Origin of the sequence: Burkholderia sp. AU39826 (assembly GCF_020419965.1) — a bacterium.
In the GTDB taxonomy this organism is placed as follows: Bacteria; Pseudomonadota; Gammaproteobacteria; order Burkholderiales; family Burkholderiaceae; genus Burkholderia; species Burkholderia semiarida.
Genome location: NZ_JAIZQG010000032.1, coordinates 26,744 through 44,707 on the forward strand (window position 1 = coordinate 26,744; position 17,964 = coordinate 44,707).

Sequence of the window (17,964 nt, forward strand, 5' to 3'; positions counted from 1 at the left end):
CTTCAGGCCCGATGCCCGGTCAGTAGTACCAGTACGTCTGCTGCCAGACGCCGTAGTACGGATAGCCCGAGTACCAGTAGCCGTAATAGACGTCACGCCACTGCGTGCGCCATTTCCAGTCTTCTTCGTCTTCCTTCTTCGCCTTGCGCGCGAGATCGAGCAGCTTTTTCGATTCCTTGTCGCCGCGGCCGGCCGCGATCGACAGCCACTTCTCCGCTTCGCGCGCATCCGAGCCCATTTCCTCGAGGCCGAACAGGTAGAAACTGCCGAGCGCCTTCTGCGCGTTCAGGTCGCCGCGTTCGGCGGCCTCGCGCATCCACTTGAGCGCCTGGTAGCTGTCCTGGCGCACGCCGTCGCCGCGGAAATAGCGCAGGCCGAGGTCGTAGGCGGCCTTCGGCTGGGTCTTCGCGGTTTGCTTGAGCGCGGCGATGCGCGGATCTTCGCGGTCGTCCGCATCGTCCCTTTTTTGATAGGAGACCTGATCTTTAGGGCGATCGGAACACCCCGTGTCGTCGCAGATCCGTACCGTACTGCTGGTGACGGACGGATCCTGCGCGCAGGCGGCCAACAGCAACAGCAGCCCCGGTGCGAGTAAACGGCGATACATGGGTACCATCCTCAAGTTTTATTGGCGCCGTATTGCTTTGCGCGCTCGCCCCGCGAGCATGCCCCCGGCCGGTGCGGGGCGCGGTGAAGATCGTCCGCGGGCCCCATGCCAAGGCTCTCTCAGGTTCTCTTTTCGGCTTGACGCATCGTTGCAGCGTGGGATGGGGCGGAAAGCGCAAACGGAAATCCACCCCGGTTCCGTCTCTTCGATCCACGCAATATCGACCACGGCTCACTCGGTTCAAATGATACATATCGGTCTATCCAATAATCAAGACGACTCGATAACACGTTTGCCGCGTGAAGCATGCCGAGCCGGAAGTACCGTCGGACAGGAGCGGGAGGCGATTTCATCGAGCAGCATGATGCTAGAATAATCGGTCTATGCTGCTGAAACATCGAGGAGGAAGCCGTTCGTGCGAGCCAACAAACGCCAGCTGGTGGTAGACAAAGCGACCGAACTGTTCTCGAGGCACGGATTCCACCCGGTGGGCGTCGACTGGATCATCGACGATTCCGGTGTCGCCCGCATGACGCTGTACCGGCATTTCGCGAGCAAGGACGAGCTTATCCGCGAAGTGCTGGTCCAGCGCTACGACCTGATCGTCGGCAGCATCGACGCGCAGTTGCAGCACGTCGTCGATCCGGTCGAACGCGTCAAGACCATCTTCGACTGGTACGCGGCGTGGTTCAGGACGCCCGAATTCGCCGGCTGCCTGTTCGAGCGGGCGCTGGCCGAATTCGGCACCGCTTACGCGCCGATCTCGGACGTCGCGATTCGCTATCGCCGCAAGATGGTCGAATGGATCGGAGAACTGATCGCCGCGCTCGTGCCGCCCGAAACGGCAAACCAGCTGGCGACCGTCTTCATGATGCTGCTGGACGGCGCCACGGTCGAAGCCCGGGCGTTCAACGACTCCGCGGCGGCCGGCCGCGCGTGGCAGGCCGCGCATGCCCTTCTCGAACAGGCGATTCACGCGGCCGGCTCGTCCGCGGACAGTGCGAGCAGCCCGACGTAACGCCCGCCGCACACCGCCGTGTGGCGCGCCAACCGCGGTCGGGGGCGCCGGGGCACGACGTGCATGACCGGATGCGCTGACCGGTTTCGCGCGAGTGCGGTAATCGCATGCGCCGAATGCAAACCGGGTGCATGTCGATCGATATGACATCCGGCAGCGGAATCGGAACGGCCTCACGGGCAGCGGGCAGCGGGCAGCGGGCAGCGGAAACATAAACGGCCAGGCGGCTGCGCGTTCGCGTCCCGATCGATGCGTCGCCCGCTTTTCGTTTCACCGGAACGTCATTGTCGCTGCCCTACCATCCACCTCGGTTCGCGAAACGCACCGCCTCCCATCGCTCGCGCGCAGGAACGAATCGTGCTCGCACGCCAGCCACCCGGATCCAATTTATTTTCTTTGACGGATACCGTATTACCAGCGAATATTCGCGTCGATCAAGCAGTTAGTACCGCTCAAAAACAACACGAGACGATGCTCGCTCATGCAGTCGGGGACGTTACGCTGTTTCGCCAACAGATACGTGATCGAAGGGGAAGAAATGACGCCGTTTTCCCAGGATGTGAGCATCAAGCAAACCGCCGCCGTCTCCAAGGCGGCCACTCCGTCGCCCGTGTTCTGGAAAGCGGGGCCGCTCGTCGAAGCCGCGCCGCCCGAGCCGAAATCCGCAACGCCGGACCTGCGCGATTTCTTCGCCGCCGCCGCGCTGCAAGGACTGCTGTCGCGCGACGCCGGGCGCAACGTGTCGACGATCGCCGACTACGAATCGAAGCGCGCGGTGAGCGCCTATCGGCTCGCCGACGAAATGCTGAAAGCGCGATGAACCGGCACGCCGGTCGGCCCCCGCCTGCAAACGGCTTTCAGCGCGGCGACGGCGGACAGCACGACCTGGCTGATCGCCAGCGCCCGCACCGAATCGATGCCCGTCCCGACGACCAACGCGGGCGACATCGTGACGAACGTGCGCAACCAGACCGGAATCCCGGGTCCCACGAAGCCCTGCACGATCATCTGCCGGGGCCGTCGCGCAGACAAATGACAACCGCTTGAAAATCCGGCAACGAAAGGTGCAGGTCACGCGATGCGCGCGTGTCGCGCAACGAGCGCCAGCAGCGCCCGCCGGAAGCCGCTCCCCCGCTCCCATTCCACCGCCCGCACCGGCCGGCATCGCGCATACCGGGGACTTCCGGCCGGCAACGGGATCGGTTCGTGCTGGTTGGACTCGGCGAATCCCGCGCAATCCTTTCCACGGAGATGCCATGTTCATCCACAACACACGGCTTCAGTACACGGTGCGCGTCGGCGCGCCGAATCCCGGCCTCGCCAATCTGCTGCTCGAGCAGTTCGGCGGCCCGCAGGGCGAACTCGCCGCCGCGATGCGTTATTTCACGCAGGCGATCACCGAGGAAGACCCGGGCCGCAAGGACATGCTGCTCGACATCGCCACCGAGGAGCTGAGCCACCTCGAAGTGATCGGCTCGATGGCCGCGATGCTGAACCGCGGCGCCAAGGGCGAACTCGCCGAAGCGGTCGACGAACAGGCCGAGCTGTACCGCAAGCTGCACGGCGCGGGCAACGACAGCCACGTGACGCAGGTGCTGTACGGCGCGGGCGCGCCGCTGACCAATTCGGGCGGCGTGCCATGGTCGGCCGCCTACATCGACACGATCGGCGAACCGACGGCCGACCTGCGCTCGAACATCGCGGCCGAAGCACGCGCGAAGATCATCTACGAGCGGCTGATCAACGTGACCGACGATCCGGACATTCGCGACGCGCTGGGCTTCCTGATGACACGCGAGGTGTCGCACCAGATGTCGTTCGAGAAGGCGCTGTATGCGATCACCGCGAATTTCCCGCCGGGCAAGCTGCCGCCGAAGGCGCCGTACGATCACGTGTACTTCCGGATGCAGCCGGATGCCGCGCCGCTGGTCGGCCCGTGGAACCACGGCGGCGAACTGGAAATCCGTCCCGCGGAACCGGCGGTCGACGGCGGCAGCGGAATTGCCGAGGGCATGCTCGACGCGCAGCAAGCGGAGGCCATCGAGGCGATGGCGCAGCGGCTCGCGTCCGATCCGGACAGCGACCCGGTGACGGGCGCCGAGCTCGGCGCGGGGCAGCCGGCCCCTCAGGGCCGCAAGCCGGGCAAGCCGGACAGTGCCTGAACGGATGTGTCCGGCCGTACGACGAGGACGCCGACGCGCCGGCGAAGCGGCAGGAACAACGGCGCGCCCGACGCCTCGCCGAACGGGCGGGCGCGTTCGGCGCGCATCACGCGCCCGTTTCGCCCGACCGGCTCTGGTCGCCCTGGTCCGCCATCAGATACTGGATGACCAGCGTCGGATCGGCGATGTCGAGAATCAGGCGGCGCATCACGCGCTTGCGCATATGGTCGTCGTCGAGCGTCCACGGCCCCGCCGCGTCGCCGAGGTAGCGGCCGATCGCGCCGCGATGGTCGCCGTCCGGAGGCAGGCCGAGCCGCGCGGCGAGCAGGCCCGCGATCACGTCGTCGATCTCGACGTTCAGCGGCCTGGAATCGATCGAAAGTTCGAGCTTCATCGTCGGTCTCGCAAACATGAAAAAACGGCGCGACGCGCCCCCGCTGTCGCGCGCGCCGGCAAAAGCCGCTCCGGCCAGCGGCTGTTCGACCATCGCAGGCGGGCCTGCGACGCAGGTCAGTAGCCGAGTTCGGGCGCGGAGGCCGGCTCGGCGCTGTCCTCTTTCGGCGCTTGCGCGACGGTCGCATCGGTCGTCAGCACCAGGCTCGCGATCGACGCGGCGTTCTGCAGCGCGGTACGCGTGACCTTGGTCGGATCGACCACGCCTGCCTCGACCAGATCGCCGTACTCGCCGGTCGCCGCGTTGTAGCCGAAGTTCCCCTTGCCCTCGAGCACCTTCGAGATCACGACCGACGGTTCGTCGCCCGCATTGGCCGCGATGACGCGCAGCGGCGCCTCCAGCGCGCGCAGCACGATCCGGATGCCGGCGTCCTGGTCCGCATTCGCGCCGCGGATGTCCGACAGCGCCGCACGCGCGCGCAGCAGCGCGACGCCGCCGCCCGGCACGATGCCCTCCTCGACCGCGGCGCGCGTCGCATGCAGCGCATCGTCGACGCGATCCTTCTTCTCCTTCATCTCGACCTCGGTGACCGCGCCGACCTTGATCACCGCCACGCCGCCCGCGAGCTTCGCGACGCGCTCCTGCAGCTTCTCGCGATCGTAGTCGCTCGTCGCTTCGTCGATCTGCACGCGAATCGACTTCACGCGCGCCTCGATGCGCGCCGCATCGCCCGCGCCGTCGATGATGATCGTATCGTCCTTGCGCACCTCGACACGCTTCGCACTGCCAAGATCCTCGAGCGTGGCCTTGTCGAGCTGCTTGCCGGTTTCCTCCGAGATCACCGTCGCACCGGTCAGGATCGCGAGATCCTCGAGCATCGCCTTGCGTCGGTCGCCGAAACCGGGCGCCTTGACGGCGGCGACCTTCAGAATGCCGCGCATCGAATTCACGACGAGCGTCGCGAGCGCTTCGGCCTCGACATCCTCGGCCACGATCAGCAGCGGCTTGCCGGCCTTGGACGCCGCTTCGAGGATCGGCAGGAGGTCGCGGACGCTGGAGATCTTCTTGTCGTGCAGCAGAATCAGCGCGTCGTCGAGATAGGCCGCCTGCTTCGCCGGGTCGTTGATGAAATACGGGCTCACGTAGCCGCGATCGAACTGCATGCCTTCGACCACGTCGAGTTCGTTCTCCAACGACTTGCCGTCCTCGACGGTGATCACGCCGTCCTTGCCGACTTTCTCCATCGCATCGGCGATGATCTTGCCGATCGCGTCGTCGGAGTTCGCGGAAATCGCGCCGACCTGCGCGATTTCCTTGTGCGTCGAAATCGGCCGCGACAGCTTGCGCAACTCGTCGAGCACCGCGCCGACGGCCTTGTCGATGCCGCGCTTCAGATCCATCGGGTTCATGCCGGCCGCGACGTGCTTCATGCCTTCCTGCACGATCGCCTGCGCGAGCACGGTGGCGGTGGTCGTCCCGTCGCCGGCCACGTCGGCCGTCTTGGACGCGACCTGCTTGACGATCTGCGCGCCCATGTTCTCGAAGCGGTCCTTCAGCTCGATTTCCTTCGCGACCGACACGCCGTCCTTCGTGATCACGGGCGCGCCGAAGCCGCGTTCGATCACGACGTTGCGGCCCTTCGGGCCCAGCGTCACCTTCACCGCGTCGGCCAGCACGTTCACGCCCTTGACGATCTGCTGGCGGGCGCCGTCGCGGAATTTCACGTCTTTTGCACTCATTTTCTTGCTCCGGATACAGTCGTTGAACGGGATGCCGCGCGCATCGGGCAGACACCCGTGCGACGCGGTCGAATCGGCATTCAGGCCGCTTTCCTGGCGGCCTGCGATTCGGGTTCGAGTACGCCCATGACGTCCTCTTCGCGCATCACGAGCAGTTCCTCGCCGTTCACCTTCACGGTCTGGCCTGCGTACTTGCCGAAGAGAACCTGGTCGCCGACCTGGAGCTGCAGCGGGCGCTGCGAGCCGTCCTGGAGCAGCCTGCCGCTGCCGACCGCAATCACTTCACCCTGCTCGGGCCGTTCGGCGGCCGAATCGGGAATCACGATGCCCGAGGCCGTCGTCCGCTGCTGTTCGATTCGCTTGACGATAACCCGGTCGTAGAGGGGACGAATCTGCATTTTCATCTCCTGAGCGATGAGATCACCTGAAAAAGGGAATCCGCCGGCGCCCGCACGCGCAACGGCTGCGCTGCGCCGGCGTGCCGTCGATTGGCGAAAAGCGAAATAGTGGCGTGGCCGGCGCGCTTCAAGAGGGCGATGAACGCGCATATGTAACAAAATGTTTCATGACGAAAGCGACGTTCGCGCAACGGTCGGGGTTCCCGCGACGCCCCCGTCACGAGCGTCGACACGGCGTCGACGGTCGGCGCTCCGGGCCACGCGAATCGTCGCGCGACGGCGCTTGAAATCCGCGCGTCCCGTCCTATTTTGGTATCGCTCAAGCAGCCGCGGCTTACGCGCTGCGTGTTTCGATTTGTTTGTCAGCGAGACCGCTCGCGGATCGACGAACTGGAGCGCGTGGTCCGGTTCGTCCTCCGTGCGGGGTCCAACCGGGAGCGAATCATGAACGATCCTTTCTTCATCTTCGATCGGCTGCCGGGGGTCGGCCGCCGACCGCGACGCGCCGCCCGCGTCGTCACAGGTCTGCCGGCCGGCCTGCGGATAGCGCGCAACGGCACCGGTCGCTTCGCGCCGACGGGCGCCCGCATACGTTTGACACGCAAGCCATTCGTGTTGCGCGGCGCGGGCCAACCCGCCGCGATCGGCCGGCCGAAGCCGCCGCGCCGTCGGGTCGCCGCGCCCGGACGCCTGCTGCACCCTGTTTCGTTTTTCCGCGTCACGCTCGCCGGGGGCGGCTCCGCGCGCGACGGGGGGCGGCCATGCTGAGCCCGCACGAATTCGCGACGCTGATGCTGGTGTGCCAGGCGCCGGATCAGCTCGACATGAATCGCGCCGAACTCGATGCGTTGCTCGAACGGCAACTCGTCATGCTCGAGCACGGCGCCCCCGGCCGCCGACGCGCGTATCTGACGAAGAAAGGCCGATCGATTCTCCACGCGCTCGGGGCCGACATCCATTCGCGCCGGGGCCACGGGCCTACCGCGCAGCGCGGCGGTCAAGGCGAAACGCCTGTCGCCCTATCGGACGAGGCCGGATGATGCGGTGCCCGGATGGCAGACGGGTAGCATGGCGGCGCCCGAACGCGGTTCCGGTCGACACGTGCCGCTCGACACGAGCGGCACGCGATCCGGCAACCGGCCGCCCCCACGCTACTTCGCTCGAAGCAAACCCGCGCTGCCGTTCAGTTCAGCCACGGATCGTGCACCGCTTGCTTCACTCCGCGGCGGAGATCGCGTCCAGACGAAAGCCGCTCTTTACGATCGGCGACGCAATGATCACGTAGCTGAAATACTTTTCGATACCGATATCGCGTTTCACCAGCCCTTCCATCAGCTCACGGAAGTGGTCGACGTCGCGTGTGACGAACTTGAGCAGATAATCGTAGCCGCCCGTCGCGTGATGGCACTCCATGATCTCGTCGATGTCGCTGATGGCGTCGATAAAACGCACGAAGTCTTCGCGACGATGGTCGGTGAGGGTGATCTTGGCGAACACGATCTGAAACGCGCCGATCTTCTCGATCCGCACCGTTGCGCCGTAGCCCGTAATGAATCCCGCGTTCTCGAGCCGCTTGATGCGCGTCAGGCACGGGCTGGGCGAAAGCCCGACGGCGTCGGCCAGCTCGACGTTGGTCATGCGACCGTGATCCTGCAACTCGGCCAGAATGCGCAAGTCCAGCCGGTCAAGTGTGCAATCCGCTTTCATCTCCGCCCTGCGTTCGTTCAGTCGGGTGCCTCCGGACGAGTGCCTGCGCACTCGCGCCAAGACGGATAGTAGCCGACCGGCCGGCATGACGAAATTACGATCTTGCGTTCTGTCCCCGGCACCCGGCAGCGCGCCGTTTCACACCGCAGAAGCTGCCGTCGATCGCGTCGAAAACGCGTGGAATCTTGTTTTTCTCGCCGCGCAATTCGGCTGAATAGCGCAGTCGCCCCCGTTTAAATTTCACGTATCGACGTTGCCACCGACGCTTGCCCGAAGCGGCTCGCGGCAATCCTCCTCACTCAAGAATTCCTCATGGGGATTCGCCACTCATCGAGATTGACGACATGATCGACTTCGAGCCGAAGTTCATAACTTTCGATTGCTACGGCACCCTCGTCAACTTCCGAATGGCCGACACGGCTCGGGAAATCTATGGCGATCGTCTGCACGGCGACGCCATGGAAAACTTCGTCAAGCTGTTCGCCGCCTATCGTCGCGACGAAGTGCTCGGCGCATGGAAACCGTTTCGCGACGTCGTCGTCAATTCGGTGCGCCGCACGTGCGAGCGCACCGGCGTCGCCTTCGTCGAACGGGAGGCCGAGCAGTTCTATCTGGCCGTGCCATCCTGGGGACCGCATCCGGACGTGCCCGAAGGGCTCGCGCGCCTCGCGAAGAAATACAGGCTGGTCGGTCTGAGCAACGCGGACAACTCGCAGATCATGAGCAACATCGAGAAGCTCGGGGCGCCGTTTCATGCGGTCATCACGGCGGAAGACGCCGGCGCTTACAAACCGCGAATGCAAGGATTCGAATACATGTTCAGGAAGCTCGACGTGCAGCCTCACGAAATCCTGCATGTCTCGTCCAGCCCGCGCTACGACCTGATGACCGCGCACGATCTCGGTATCGTCCACAAGGCCCATGTGCTGCGCGGCCATGAGCCGGAAGCGCCGGAATACGGTTACACGCCCGTCAAAAGCATCATCGAACTGGCCGAGCATCTCGGCCTGTGAGCAAGTCGCACCGCCCCGGCGCCGTCTCCGACGGTTGCCGCGGGCTCGCCTCGCACGTTTCCAATGATGCCGTTCCCCAGGCCGATCGCTCGTCAAAAATGTCCCGCACCAGTGTCGTCCACTTCTCTCGCACGGAGCCGCCGTTGTCCACGTCCCCTGCTTCCGGCGGCACGCATCCCGCTGCTTCGGCTGCCGCCGACACACTGCCGGGCAGCGGCCTGTCGGTGGGCTTCACCCGTCTGGACGAATCGGACGCGGTCGCGATCACACGCCGCATTTATGGCATCGACGGATCGGCCACACGGTTCTCGACCGAGAAGGACGACACTTTTCGCATCGATGCCCGCGACGGCGCGCGGTACGTACTGAAGGTCTCCAATCCGGGCGAGACAGCCGACGAGCTGGATTTGCAGGTCGCCGCGATGCGGCACGTCGGCGCGGTCGCGCCGCGGTTGCCGGTGCCGCGCGTGATACCCGGTACGGCGGGGCAGCTTGTCGTCCCGCTCGCGTTACCGGCGCATCCGCATCGAACGGCGAGGCTCTACAGCTACCTCGAGGGCATGCCGCTCGACAAGCTGCATGCCGACACGGTCGACTATTACGAAATCGGTGAAGTGCTGGCGCAGTTGCAACGGGCGCTCTCCAGTTTTCGTCATCCAAACGAGCATCGGGTACTGGCGTGGGACGTCAAGCACTTGTCGAGCCTGAAAGGGCTGCAAACCCATATCGCCGACCCGTTGCATCGCTCGCTGATCGAGCAGGCATTCGCCCGCTTCGCGATGATCGAGCCTGCCCTTCGGCGTTGTCGCACGCAGGTCGTACATAACGACTTCAACCGCTCGAACATCGTCGCAAACCCGGGCGGCCCGCAATTCGTCAACGGGATCATCGACTTCGGCGACACCGTGCACACCGCGGTCGCCATCGACGTCGCCACCGCGGTCATGAACCAGTTTCCGCTCGACTTCGACGCCGACGCGCCGCATGACCTGTTCATTCAGGCACGCGAGCTTCTGCGTGGCTATCTCGCGCACACTCAACTGAGTGCGGAAGAACTGGCTCTGATTCCACACCTGGCCATGGCGCGCGTCGCGGCGCGCGCGTTGCTCACTTCATGGCGTGCGATGCTGTTTCCGGAAAACGAAGCGTACATCCTGCGTTTCACTCGTCCCGGATGGGAGCATCTGCGCTGGTTCATGCAGCGCGACCACGAAACCGTTTCGCGTGCGTTGCTCTAGTTTTTCCTTCGCCCACTCACCTCACCCGCCCTGATCGACCTATGAACACGACATCGACACCGACCACGCCGGCCGAAGCCGCCGATACGAGCAAAGCCCCCGACGCGCTGCGCGGCGACATGCCGAACGGCTTCAATCCGTCGGCGATCTCTCACCTCGACGCCGCCACGCAGGCGCACATCGCTCGCCGGCTACGGCTGCTCAGCCCGTCGTATCGACTGTTCTACGCCGAGCCGGTGAAGATCGTGCGCGGCGAGAAGGTCTATCTGTACGACGATCGAGGCAACGACTATCTCGATGCCTACAACAACGTCGTCTGCGTCGGGCATGCCAACCCGCGCATCGTCGACGCCATTGCCCGTCAGCTCTCGACGCTCTGCACGCATACCCGCTACATGCAGGAGCCGATCCTCGACTACGCCGAGGCCCTGCGCGCGACGTTCAATACGTCGATTCGCGACGGCCAGATGATGTTCACCTGCACGGGCTCCGAAGCCAACGACCTGGCCATGCGCATCGCGATGCACTACACCGGCAAGACGGGCGTCATCGTGACCAGCGAGGCGTATCACGGCAACTCGCATCTCACCTCGGGCTTTTCGCCGTCGCTGGGTCGCAAGGCGCTGCTCGGCCCCTATGTGCGAACGGTGCCTGCTCCGGATTCCTACCGTGTCCCGCTGCCCGAGATCGGCCGGCGCATGGCCGAGCAGGTCGCGTTGCAGATCGAGGACATCCGCCGCCACGGCGGCGGTCTGGCAGCGTTCATCGCCGACTCGTTCTTCTCGTCGGATGGCGTATTCGCGTACCCGACCGACGTGCTGGCGCCGGTGGCAGAAGTCGTACGCCGCGCCGGCGGCCTGTTCATCGCGGACGAGGTGCAGTCGGGTTTCGGGCGCAGCGGTACGCATATGTGGGGGCACGAGCGTCACGCGGTCGAGCCCGACATCGTCACGCTGGGCAAACCGATGGGCAACGGCTATCCGGTGGCCGGGCTGGTGGTGCGCCCCGAGATCGTCGCGGGATTCGGCCAGGACATGCGCTACTTCAACACGTTCGGCGGCAATTCGGTGGCCATCGCCGCCGCGCAGGCCACGCTCGACGTGCTGCGCGACGAACGGGTGCTGGACAACGTGCAGCGGGTCGGTGCGATCCTGCTGGAGGGGTTGAACGCGCTGGCACGGAAATACGAATGTATCGGCGACGTGCGTGGCACGGGCCTGTATTTCGGCGTCGAGATCGTACGCGACCGCGCGAAAAAGGACACCGACATCGCGACCGCACTGGAGATCGTCAATGGCTTGCGCCAGCGTCGCGTGCTGATTTCGGCAACCGGACCGGACGCGAGCGTGCTGAAGATCCGGCCGCCGCTGGTATTTGGCGCCAACGACGCCGACCGTCTGCTGACGGAGCTGGATGCGGTGCTCTCCACGCTGTAGTCGGTCGTATTCGGCACTCGATGCAGGGGGTCGCTCCGGGCGGCGCATGAAATCGCTCAGGCGCCTCCTGGCCGTCCGCCACCGGCGAGACATCACGAATCATTTAACTTTGAATCGTGGCTGTGCAGTGAGCAAGTGAGGAACCGCGACGGGCGGCTCAAGTTCTGTGCGAAGCCAGTGAGTCGGGTGTTGAGATGATCCGCAAGCGGACCTCCATCGAGGCGCTATGACTGCCCGGCTGGTGGCATGATAAAGAGGCGTTCGTCCCACACCACGGGTTGAGGATCTGTCACGACGATTCGCGCCGCGTCAGGATGCGCCGGATTCACCAGCACGTTGAATTCTGCCCGGACGACGACTGAAGGGATGATCAGGAGCGCTGTCCTCGATTCGGTCAGCCATGCGTCGCCGAAGTGCCGTGCTACCTGCAGTGCCGCCGCATCCCATGCTCTCGGCAACGTTTCTGCCGTGTGGCGTTCGACGCTGACATCGTCGGGTACAGTTGCTTCCACCCAACCGTGTGTTTTCGGCACCTTCCCGATTCGCGCATGCACGAGTACCTCGAGCATTGCACCTGCGAAGGTCGACGCCGCGTAGATGACGGGCCGCCCCGGACTGTTAAAGCGGCCACCGACAAGCATCGCGCCGGTGCCGCTCCAGATCGTGTGTCGCGTATCAGCAATGCGAAACAACTTCATGCCGGCAGCCCGTAGAACAGCTTCCAGAGCAGTTCTTCGACCCGGCGCGCACCGAGTTCGGTCAGCGCGACATCGAGCGGTGCCCGTCCCTCCAGCTCAGGGTGGGGCGCCGACAGAAATTCCCGTGCATCCTCTTCGTCGTTCCAGACGTAGGTGGTCGTCGCAACGATCCGGGCCAGGCGCTCGGTTTTCTCCGATTCGTCTTGCGTCAGCCGATCGCGGCGCCGCTTGTAGGTCGCCTCGGGGATGATGCGTGCAAGCAGTGCGCGGCGGGCGTCGGCACCTTGCGTCGCATGTTCGACGCCGGCACGCAGCGCAGACTTCGGGAGGCCGTCGCGCACGAGCGCCTCTAATTCCGCCAGTGTGTGCGGGACCGGTCGCAGTCCCATGACCGCAGCCACGGCTTCAGGGGTAACGAGTGACATGGCAGCTCCCAATCTGGTATCAGATGATACGTGATTATAGTCCATTTGATACCAGACCGAGGCGAATTCCCCGACGGTGGGTTGAATTGAGGCACTTGAAGCCCAGTGCGACCCTGCTGTAGTGGCCTCTCGCTATGGATTTTGCACGGAGGCATGGTTCGCGCGCCGGCTGCACGCGGACTACGGACACACGGTCAACGGCTCCCGCCTGATCACCCTCCTTTGATATCGCAACTAGGTCGGCCCGCACCTTGGTACGCAGAGCCTACCCCACATCGCGAACACTAAAAAGTTGCGGCTCGTGGCGGATTTCCGTGGAACTTGGCGAACCGCCAGCTCTCGGCAAACCCTTGTCAGACAGGGCTTGGACGGATTTCATCGGATCTTCCCGGATCACCCGGAAAACATCACGATTCATTTAACTTTCCGTGAGGACTTCGACACCGGCCGCCGCCTACGATGGGCGCATGTTTTCAGGACCTGCTTCCAGGAGCCCATCATGCCCACCCGCAGACATCTGCTGTTCGCCGGCGCCACCGGCCTCGCCGCGCTCGCGGCGCTGTCGTCCGCCGGCCGCCGCGCGCTGATAGGCCGCGCATTCGCCGCGCCGCCGGCCGGCTCGCCGAAGGCCGCCCCGTTCGAGATCACGCACAGCGACGCCGAATGGCATCGCCGCCTCACACCGGCCCAATACACGGTCCTGCGCGAGGCCGGCACCGAGCGGCCGTTCACCAGCCCGCTGAACGACGAGCACCGGCACGGCACGTTTTCGTGCGCCGGCTGCGGCCTCGCGCTGTTCTCGTCGGCCACCAAGTTCGACAGCCATACGGGCTGGCCGAGCTTCTGGAAACCGCTCGACCACGCGGTCGGCACCGACACCGACGCGTCGTTCGGGATGGTCCGCACCGAAGTGCACTGCCGCCGCTGCGGCGGCCATCTCGGCCACGTGTTCGACGACGGCCCGGCGCCCACCGGGCTGCGCTACTGCATGAACGGCGTCGCGCTCGTCTTCCACCCGGCCGCCGCCTGATCCGGCCCCGCTCCCGTCCGACTGGAGAACGCATCATGCTGCTCATCGTCCTTGCCTATCTCGGCGGCGTGCTCACGATCCTGAGCCCGTGCATCCTGCCCGTGCTGCCGTTCGTGTTCGCGCGCGCCGACCAGCCGTTCGTACGCACCGGCCTGCCGCTGCTCGCCGGCATGGCGCTCACGTTTGCCGTCGTCGCGACGCTCGCCGCCGTCGGCGGCGGCTGGGTCGCGCAGGCCAACCAGGCCGGCCGCTGGATCGCGATCGTGCTGCTCGCGGTGTTCGGCCTGACGCTGCTGATGCCGCGTTTCGCGGAACACCTGACGCGCCCGCTCGTCGCCGCCGGCAACCGGCTCACCGGGTTCGCACAACGCGACGGCCGCCCGGCCGGCCCGGCGTCGTCGCTGCTGCTCGGCGTCGCGACGGGCCTGCTGTGGGCGCCGTGCGCCGGCCCGATCCTCGGCCTCGTGCTGACCGGCGCCGCGCTGCGCGGCGCGAGCGTCGGCACGACGCTGCTGCTCGTCGCGTATGCGGCCGGCGCGGCGACCTCGCTCGGCGTCGCGCTCGTGATCGGCGGCAAGGTGTTCGCCGCGATGAAGCGCTCGCTCGGCGCCGGCGAATGGATCCGGCGCGGGATCGGCGCGACGCTCCTGGCCGGCGTCGGCGCGATCGCGCTCGGCCTCGACACGGGCGCCCTCGCGCAGTTGTCGACCGTCACCACGGGTGGGCTCGAAACGAAGCTCGTCGACCGTCTCGGCGGGCGCGCGAACGGCGCGCCGGCTGCAACGGCAACGGTGACAGCAGCGGCCGCGACCGGCGCCGCCGACACCACCGACATCACGGCGGGCGGCGCGATGATGGCCGCGGCAGCCAATGGCGCGCAGACCGGGGGCGGTGCGCTGGCCGGCGGCGCGATGATGCGGACGGCCGGCGCCACCGCAGCCGCACTGCCGGTCGAAGGCACGTTGCCGTCGCTCGACGGCGCGGTGCAGTGGCTGAATTCGCCGCCGCTGACGGCGGCCGGGCTGCGCGGCAAGGTCGTGCTGGTCGATTTCTGGACGTATTCGTGCATCAACTGCCTGCGCACGCTGCCGTACACGACCGCCTGGGCACGCAAGTACGCGCCGTACGGGCTCGTCGTGATCGGCGTGCACGCGCCGGAGTTCGCGTTCGAGCGCGACATCGGCAACGTCAGGAAGGCCGTGCACGACCTCGGCATCGACTACCCGGTCGCGATCGACAACGGCTATTCGATCTGGCGCGCCTTCGACAACCAATACTGGCCCGCGCACTACTTCATCGATGCGCAAGGGCGGATCCGCCATCACCACTTCGGCGAAGGCGAATACGCGCAATCGGAACGCGCGATCCAGTCGCTGTTGGCCGAAGCCGGCCATCCGGACGCGCTGAACGTGCCGCTCGGGCTCGCCGGCGCGCCCGCGAAGGGCGCGCTCGCGGCGGCCGACAGCGCGGACGTCCGTTCGCCCGAAACCTATGTCGGCTATGCACGCGCGGAGAGCTTCGCGTCGCCGGGCGGCGCCGTCCGCGATGCGACGCACCGTTACGACGCACCGACCCGCCCGGATCTCAACGACTGGGGCCTCGCGGGCACGTGGAACGTCGGCGCCGAGCGCGCGTCGCTCGCCGCGCCGGACGGCCGGATCGTCTACCGCTTCCATGCGCGCGATCTGCACCTCGTGCTCGGCCCGGGCGCGAACGGCCGGCCCGTGCGCTTTCGCGTGACGCTCGACGGCGCGGCACCCGGTGCCGCGCATGGCGCCGACGTCGACGCGCAGGGCTACGGCACCGTCACCGGCCAGCGCCTGTACCAGCTCGTCCGGCAGCCCGGCGCGATTGCGGACCGCACGTTCTCGATCGAATTTCTCGATCCGGGCGTCGATGCGTATGCATTCACTTTCGGTTGATCGCGCGCGCCGCCGCCATTCGGCCGCCGTGTTTTCTCACCCTTGAACAGGAGCAAAAGATGAACCCGATCTCCACCCGCGAAGCCGCGGCGCGACGGCGCGCGACCTTGCTGCGCCGCATCGGCGCCGTCGCCGTCGCGGCGGCCGCCGTGTTCGGCTACCAGCGCATCGTCAATTCCGCCGAACCGATGCGCACCGTGCCTGCCCCCACGCTCGACGAAACGCCCGGCGCGTCGCACGACGAGACGGCCGTGCTCGCCGGCGGCTGCTTCTGGGGCGTGCAGGGCGTATTCGAGCACGTGAAAGGCGTGAACCAGGTCACCGCCGGCTATGCGGGCGGCGCGTCCGAAACCGCGCACTACGCGCTCGTCGGCTCGGGGCTGACGGGGCACGCGGAATCGGTGCGCATCGTCTACGATCCGACGCAGATCACCTACGGCCGGCTGCTGCAGGTGTTCTTCTCGGTCGCGCACGACCCGACCGAGTTGAACCGGCAGGGCCCCGACGAAGGGTCGCAGTACCGGTCCGCGATCTTCCCGACCACCGCGCAGCAACGCGCGGTCGCGACCGCGTACATCGCGCAGCTCGGCAGCGCGCATGTGTTTCCGGCGCCCGTGGTCACGCGTGTCGAAGCCTACAAGGGCTTCTATCCGGCCGAGGCCTATCATCAGAACTACCTCGAACTGCATCCCGATGCGCCGTATATCGCATTCAACGACCTGCCGAAGGTCGCCGGGCTGAAGCAGCGCTTCCCGGCGCTGTACCGTGCCGACGCGGTGCTGTGGCGCGAAGCGCGCTCGTGAGCCGCTCGTGAGCCGCTTGCCGACCCGCGCGGCTGCGTGTGACGCGGCGCCGCCCGCCGCACGGCGGCGCCCCGGCCGCCATGCATCGGCGGCGGCCGCCTTGCGCCACGTCAACGAATCGGCGAGCCCGATGCCGGGGCAAACCCGCATCGCGTCCGCGGTGGCCGGCAACTTCGCGTAGACTTCTCCTGATCCTCGCCGCACCATGCGGCACCCGGACCAACCGCCCAGCCAGGAGGCGTCACGCATGCGCGCAGTGCCTTTGCCTGACAGCAGTACCCTCGAAGAACCGTCCACCGGCGCGCTCGTGCGCGATCTGCGCCGCGTGCCCATTCACCCGGATCACTGGTACCCGCTCGCGTGGTCGCGCGAGCTCAAGCGCGGCAAGACGCTCGGCGTGCGCTTCGCCGGCGATCCAATCGTGCTCGTGCGCACCGAATCGGGCGCCGTGTATGCGCTCGAAGATCGTTGCGCGCACCGCCAGGTGCCGCTGCACGCGGGCGTCGTGAGCGGCGAAACGCTGCGCTGCTGCTATCACGGCTGGACCTACGCGTGCGACAGCGGCCGCTGCGTCGACGTGCCCTACCTCGGCCGCGAGCGCTTGCCCAACGGCGTGCGCGCGTATCCGTGCCGCGAGGCGCACGGGCTGATCTTCGTGTTCCCGGGCGACGCCACGCTCGCCGAGGAACGGCCGTTCCCCGCGCTCGAATCGGCGGACAATCCCGCGTACAAGACGCGCCGCTTCGGCCGCGAGGTCAAGTGTCACTACTCGTTCATGCACGAGAACCTGATGGACATGAACCATCAGTTCCTGCATCGCAAGCAGATGGGCCAGATGCGCGCGCGCTCGGTGGGCCGCCGCCGCGGCGACGACTGGGTCGAGGTCGATTACACGTTCGCGCGGATGGAAGGCAAGCAGCCGGTCGGCGAGGCGCTCGTGTTCGGTTCGAGCAAGAAGCCCGGCGACCAGGCCAACAAGAGCGTGATGACGGTGCGCACCGAGTATCCGTACCAGACGCTACAGATCCGCTCGAGCGAAGGCACGCTCGTGATGGATCTGTGGATCGTCTACGTGCCGCTCGACGCCGAGCAGCGCACCAACCGCACGTTCGGGCTGCTGTCGATCCACAAGCCCGGCATCCCGTTCGCGCTCGATCTCGCGTGGCCGCTGCTCGTGTGGTTCACCGAACGCATCTTCCGCGAGGATCGCTGGATCGTCGAGCGCGAGCAGGAAGCGCACGACGCCCAAGGCGCCGACTGGAACCACGAGGTGTTTCCGGTCATCAACGAGCTGCGCGACCTGCTGCGCCAATGCGGCGCGCGCACCGTGATCCCGATCCGCGACGCGCGCGACGGCGCGTGAGGCGTCGCATG

20 protein-coding genes are annotated in these 17,964 nt (G+C 66.3%); 12 read left to right on the forward strand and 8 right to left on the reverse strand.

Annotation, left to right across the window (positions count from 1 at the left end; translation table 11 throughout):
- Positions 1–19: 19 nt before the first annotated feature.
- Positions 20–607: a tetratricopeptide repeat protein gene (locus LGM42_RS31440; RefSeq protein ID WP_226234265.1), complete on the reverse strand. Its 588-nt coding sequence runs from the start codon at positions 605–607 to the stop codon at positions 20–22.
- Positions 608–1,022: 415 nt separating this feature from the next.
- On the opposite strand from LGM42_RS31440, the gene LGM42_RS31445 reads away from it, so the two are divergent.
- Complete coding sequence (locus tag LGM42_RS31445) at positions 1,023–1,625, forward strand: TetR/AcrR family transcriptional regulator (RefSeq protein WP_226234266.1); 603 nt, start codon at positions 1,023–1,025, stop codon at positions 1,623–1,625.
- Positions 1,626–2,163: 538 nt separating this feature from the next.
- On the forward strand, positions 2,164–2,445 hold the full coding sequence (locus tag LGM42_RS31450; RefSeq protein WP_059578822.1) for a hypothetical protein: 282 nt from the start codon (positions 2,164–2,166) through the stop codon (positions 2,443–2,445).
- On the opposite strand, the gene LGM42_RS33410 is transcribed toward LGM42_RS31450, so the two are convergent.
- On the reverse strand, positions 2,409–2,633 hold the full coding sequence (locus tag LGM42_RS33410) for a hypothetical protein (protein WP_413227435.1): 225 nt from the start codon (positions 2,631–2,633) through the stop codon (positions 2,409–2,411). The genes LGM42_RS31450 and LGM42_RS33410 overlap by 37 nt on opposite strands.
- A gap of 248 nt (positions 2,634–2,881) precedes the next feature.
- On the opposite strand from LGM42_RS33410, the gene LGM42_RS31460 reads away from it, so the two are divergent.
- The gene (locus LGM42_RS31460; protein ID WP_059578827.1) at positions 2,882–3,787 is read left to right on the forward strand and encodes a manganese catalase family protein; all 906 of its coding nucleotides are present in this window, start codon (positions 2,882–2,884) and stop codon (positions 3,785–3,787) included.
- Positions 3,788–3,893: 106 nt separating this feature from the next.
- Here LGM42_RS31460 and LGM42_RS31465 read toward each other — a convergent pair whose 3' ends face one another.
- The 3 genes from LGM42_RS31465 to groES form a co-directional block, all read right to left on the reverse strand.
- Positions 3,894–4,181 carry a hypothetical protein gene (locus LGM42_RS31465; protein ID WP_059644964.1) on the reverse strand — a complete coding sequence of 96 codons (288 nt, stop codon included), beginning with the start codon at positions 4,179–4,181 and terminating at the stop codon, positions 3,894–3,896.
- 116 nt (positions 4,182–4,297) lie between these two features.
- On the reverse strand, positions 4,298–5,920 hold the full coding sequence (groL, locus tag LGM42_RS31470; RefSeq protein WP_060967312.1) for a chaperonin GroEL: 1,623 nt from the start codon (positions 5,918–5,920) through the stop codon (positions 4,298–4,300).
- An 80-nt stretch (positions 5,921–6,000) separates the two neighbouring features.
- Entirely contained in the window at positions 6,001–6,318 is a 318-nt protein-coding gene (groES, locus tag LGM42_RS31475; protein ID WP_034209415.1) for a co-chaperone GroES, read from the reverse strand.
- A gap of 444 nt (positions 6,319–6,762) precedes the next feature.
- Here groES and LGM42_RS31480 point away from each other — a divergent pair, with 444 nt between their 5' ends.
- Both LGM42_RS31480 and LGM42_RS31485 read left to right on the forward strand, forming a co-directional pair.
- The gene (locus LGM42_RS31480) at positions 6,763–7,086 is read left to right on the forward strand and encodes a hypothetical protein (RefSeq protein WP_059644908.1); all 324 of its coding nucleotides are present in this window, start codon (positions 6,763–6,765) and stop codon (positions 7,084–7,086) included.
- A complete protein-coding gene (locus LGM42_RS31485) occupies positions 7,080–7,358 on the forward strand; it encodes a hypothetical protein (RefSeq protein ID WP_059578833.1) in 279 nt (92 codons plus the stop codon). Before LGM42_RS31480 ends, LGM42_RS31485 begins: the two co-directional genes overlap by 7 nt.
- A 175-nt stretch (positions 7,359–7,533) precedes the next feature.
- On the opposite strand, the gene LGM42_RS31490 is transcribed toward LGM42_RS31485, so the two are convergent.
- Positions 7,534–8,025, reverse strand: a complete 492-nt coding sequence (locus LGM42_RS31490; protein WP_060314550.1) for an Lrp/AsnC family transcriptional regulator — start codon at positions 8,023–8,025, stop codon at positions 7,534–7,536.
- 344 nt (positions 8,026–8,369) lie between these two features.
- Between LGM42_RS31490 and LGM42_RS31495 the strand changes: the two genes are divergently transcribed.
- From LGM42_RS31495 to LGM42_RS31505, 3 genes are read left to right on the forward strand one after another with little or no spacing between them, the layout of a single operon-like run.
- Positions 8,370–9,038 (forward strand): haloacid dehalogenase type II, encoded by a 669-nt coding sequence (locus LGM42_RS31495; protein WP_060314546.1) that lies wholly within the window; start codon positions 8,370–8,372, stop codon positions 9,036–9,038.
- The gene (locus LGM42_RS31500) at positions 9,035–10,276 is read left to right on the forward strand and encodes a phosphotransferase (RefSeq protein ID WP_155644563.1); all 1,242 of its coding nucleotides are present in this window, start codon (positions 9,035–9,037) and stop codon (positions 10,274–10,276) included. The genes LGM42_RS31495 and LGM42_RS31500 overlap by 4 nt, the downstream gene beginning before the upstream one ends.
- A gap of 41 nt (positions 10,277–10,317) precedes the next feature.
- A complete protein-coding gene (locus LGM42_RS31505) occupies positions 10,318–11,712 on the forward strand; it encodes an aspartate aminotransferase family protein (protein WP_413227436.1) in 1,395 nt (464 codons plus the stop codon).
- A gap of 224 nt (positions 11,713–11,936) precedes the next feature.
- On the opposite strand, the gene LGM42_RS31510 is transcribed toward LGM42_RS31505, so the two are convergent.
- On the reverse strand, positions 11,937–12,410 hold the full coding sequence (locus tag LGM42_RS31510) for an RES family NAD+ phosphorylase (RefSeq protein ID WP_059578842.1): 474 nt from the start codon (positions 12,408–12,410) through the stop codon (positions 11,937–11,939).
- Positions 12,407–12,835, reverse strand: a complete 429-nt coding sequence (locus LGM42_RS31515) for an antitoxin Xre/MbcA/ParS toxin-binding domain-containing protein (protein WP_060314544.1) — start codon at positions 12,833–12,835, stop codon at positions 12,407–12,409. The genes LGM42_RS31510 and LGM42_RS31515 overlap by 4 nt, the downstream gene beginning before the upstream one ends.
- A 499-nt stretch (positions 12,836–13,334) precedes the next feature.
- Here LGM42_RS31515 and msrB point away from each other — a divergent pair, with 499 nt between their 5' ends.
- The 4 genes from msrB to LGM42_RS31535 all read left to right on the forward strand — a co-directional run bounded on the left by msrB (position 13,335) and on the right by LGM42_RS31535 (position 17,953).
- On the forward strand, positions 13,335–13,865 hold the full coding sequence (gene msrB / locus LGM42_RS31520) for a peptide-methionine (R)-S-oxide reductase MsrB (protein ID WP_059578848.1): 531 nt from the start codon (positions 13,335–13,337) through the stop codon (positions 13,863–13,865).
- Positions 13,866–13,900: 35 nt separating this feature from the next.
- Positions 13,901–15,787, forward strand: coding sequence for a cytochrome c biogenesis protein DipZ (locus LGM42_RS31525; RefSeq protein WP_226234267.1), 1,887 nt, complete (start codon positions 13,901–13,903; stop codon positions 15,785–15,787).
- Positions 15,788–15,846: 59 nt separating this feature from the next.
- Positions 15,847–16,590, forward strand: coding sequence for a peptide-methionine (S)-S-oxide reductase MsrA (msrA, locus tag LGM42_RS31530; protein ID WP_226234268.1), 744 nt, complete (start codon positions 15,847–15,849; stop codon positions 16,588–16,590).
- Between the two features lie 247 nt (positions 16,591–16,837).
- The gene (locus LGM42_RS31535; RefSeq protein ID WP_226234269.1) at positions 16,838–17,953 is read left to right on the forward strand and encodes an aromatic ring-hydroxylating oxygenase subunit alpha; all 1,116 of its coding nucleotides are present in this window, start codon (positions 16,838–16,840) and stop codon (positions 17,951–17,953) included.
- The last annotated feature ends 11 nt before the right edge of the window (positions 17,954–17,964 follow it).

Bases quoted from the DNA above. Each gene is read 5' to 3' on its own strand.
- LGM42_RS31440 (WP_226234265.1), bottom strand. From the start codon at position 607: ATGTATCGCCGTTTACTCGCACCGGGGCTGCTGTTGCTGTTGGCCGCC.
- LGM42_RS31450 (WP_059578822.1), top strand. From the start codon at position 2,164: ATGACGCCGTTTTCCCAGGATGTGAGCATCAAGCAAACCGCCGCCGTC.
- LGM42_RS33410 (WP_413227435.1), bottom strand. From the start codon at position 2,633: ATGATCGTGCAGGGCTTCGTGGGACCCGGGATTCCGGTCTGGTTGCGC.
- LGM42_RS31460 (WP_059578827.1), top strand. From the start codon at position 2,882: ATGTTCATCCACAACACACGGCTTCAGTACACGGTGCGCGTCGGCGCG.
- LGM42_RS31465 (WP_059644964.1), bottom strand. From the start codon at position 4,181: ATGAAGCTCGAACTTTCGATCGATTCCAGGCCGCTGAACGTCGAGATC.
- groL (WP_060967312.1), bottom strand. From the start codon at position 5,920: ATGAGTGCAAAAGACGTGAAATTCCGCGACGGCGCCCGCCAGCAGATC.
- groES (WP_034209415.1), bottom strand. From the start codon at position 6,318: ATGCAGATTCGTCCCCTCTACGACCGGGTTATCGTCAAGCGAATCGAA.
- LGM42_RS31480 (WP_059644908.1), top strand. From the start codon at position 6,763: ATGAACGATCCTTTCTTCATCTTCGATCGGCTGCCGGGGGTCGGCCGC.
- LGM42_RS31485 (WP_059578833.1), top strand. From the start codon at position 7,080: ATGCTGAGCCCGCACGAATTCGCGACGCTGATGCTGGTGTGCCAGGCG.
- LGM42_RS31490 (WP_060314550.1), bottom strand. From the start codon at position 8,025: ATGAAAGCGGATTGCACACTTGACCGGCTGGACTTGCGCATTCTGGCC.
- LGM42_RS31495 (WP_060314546.1), top strand. From the start codon at position 8,370: ATGATCGACTTCGAGCCGAAGTTCATAACTTTCGATTGCTACGGCACC.
- LGM42_RS31505 (WP_413227436.1), top strand. From the start codon at position 10,318: ATGAACACGACATCGACACCGACCACGCCGGCCGAAGCCGCCGATACG.
- LGM42_RS31510 (WP_059578842.1), bottom strand. From the start codon at position 12,410: ATGAAGTTGTTTCGCATTGCTGATACGCGACACACGATCTGGAGCGGC.
- LGM42_RS31515 (WP_060314544.1), bottom strand. From the start codon at position 12,835: ATGTCACTCGTTACCCCTGAAGCCGTGGCTGCGGTCATGGGACTGCGA.
- msrB (WP_059578848.1), top strand. From the start codon at position 13,335: ATGCCCACCCGCAGACATCTGCTGTTCGCCGGCGCCACCGGCCTCGCC.
- LGM42_RS31525 (WP_226234267.1), top strand. From the start codon at position 13,901: ATGCTGCTCATCGTCCTTGCCTATCTCGGCGGCGTGCTCACGATCCTG.
- msrA (WP_226234268.1), top strand. From the start codon at position 15,847: ATGAACCCGATCTCCACCCGCGAAGCCGCGGCGCGACGGCGCGCGACC.
- LGM42_RS31535 (WP_226234269.1), top strand. From the start codon at position 16,838: ATGCGCGCAGTGCCTTTGCCTGACAGCAGTACCCTCGAAGAACCGTCC.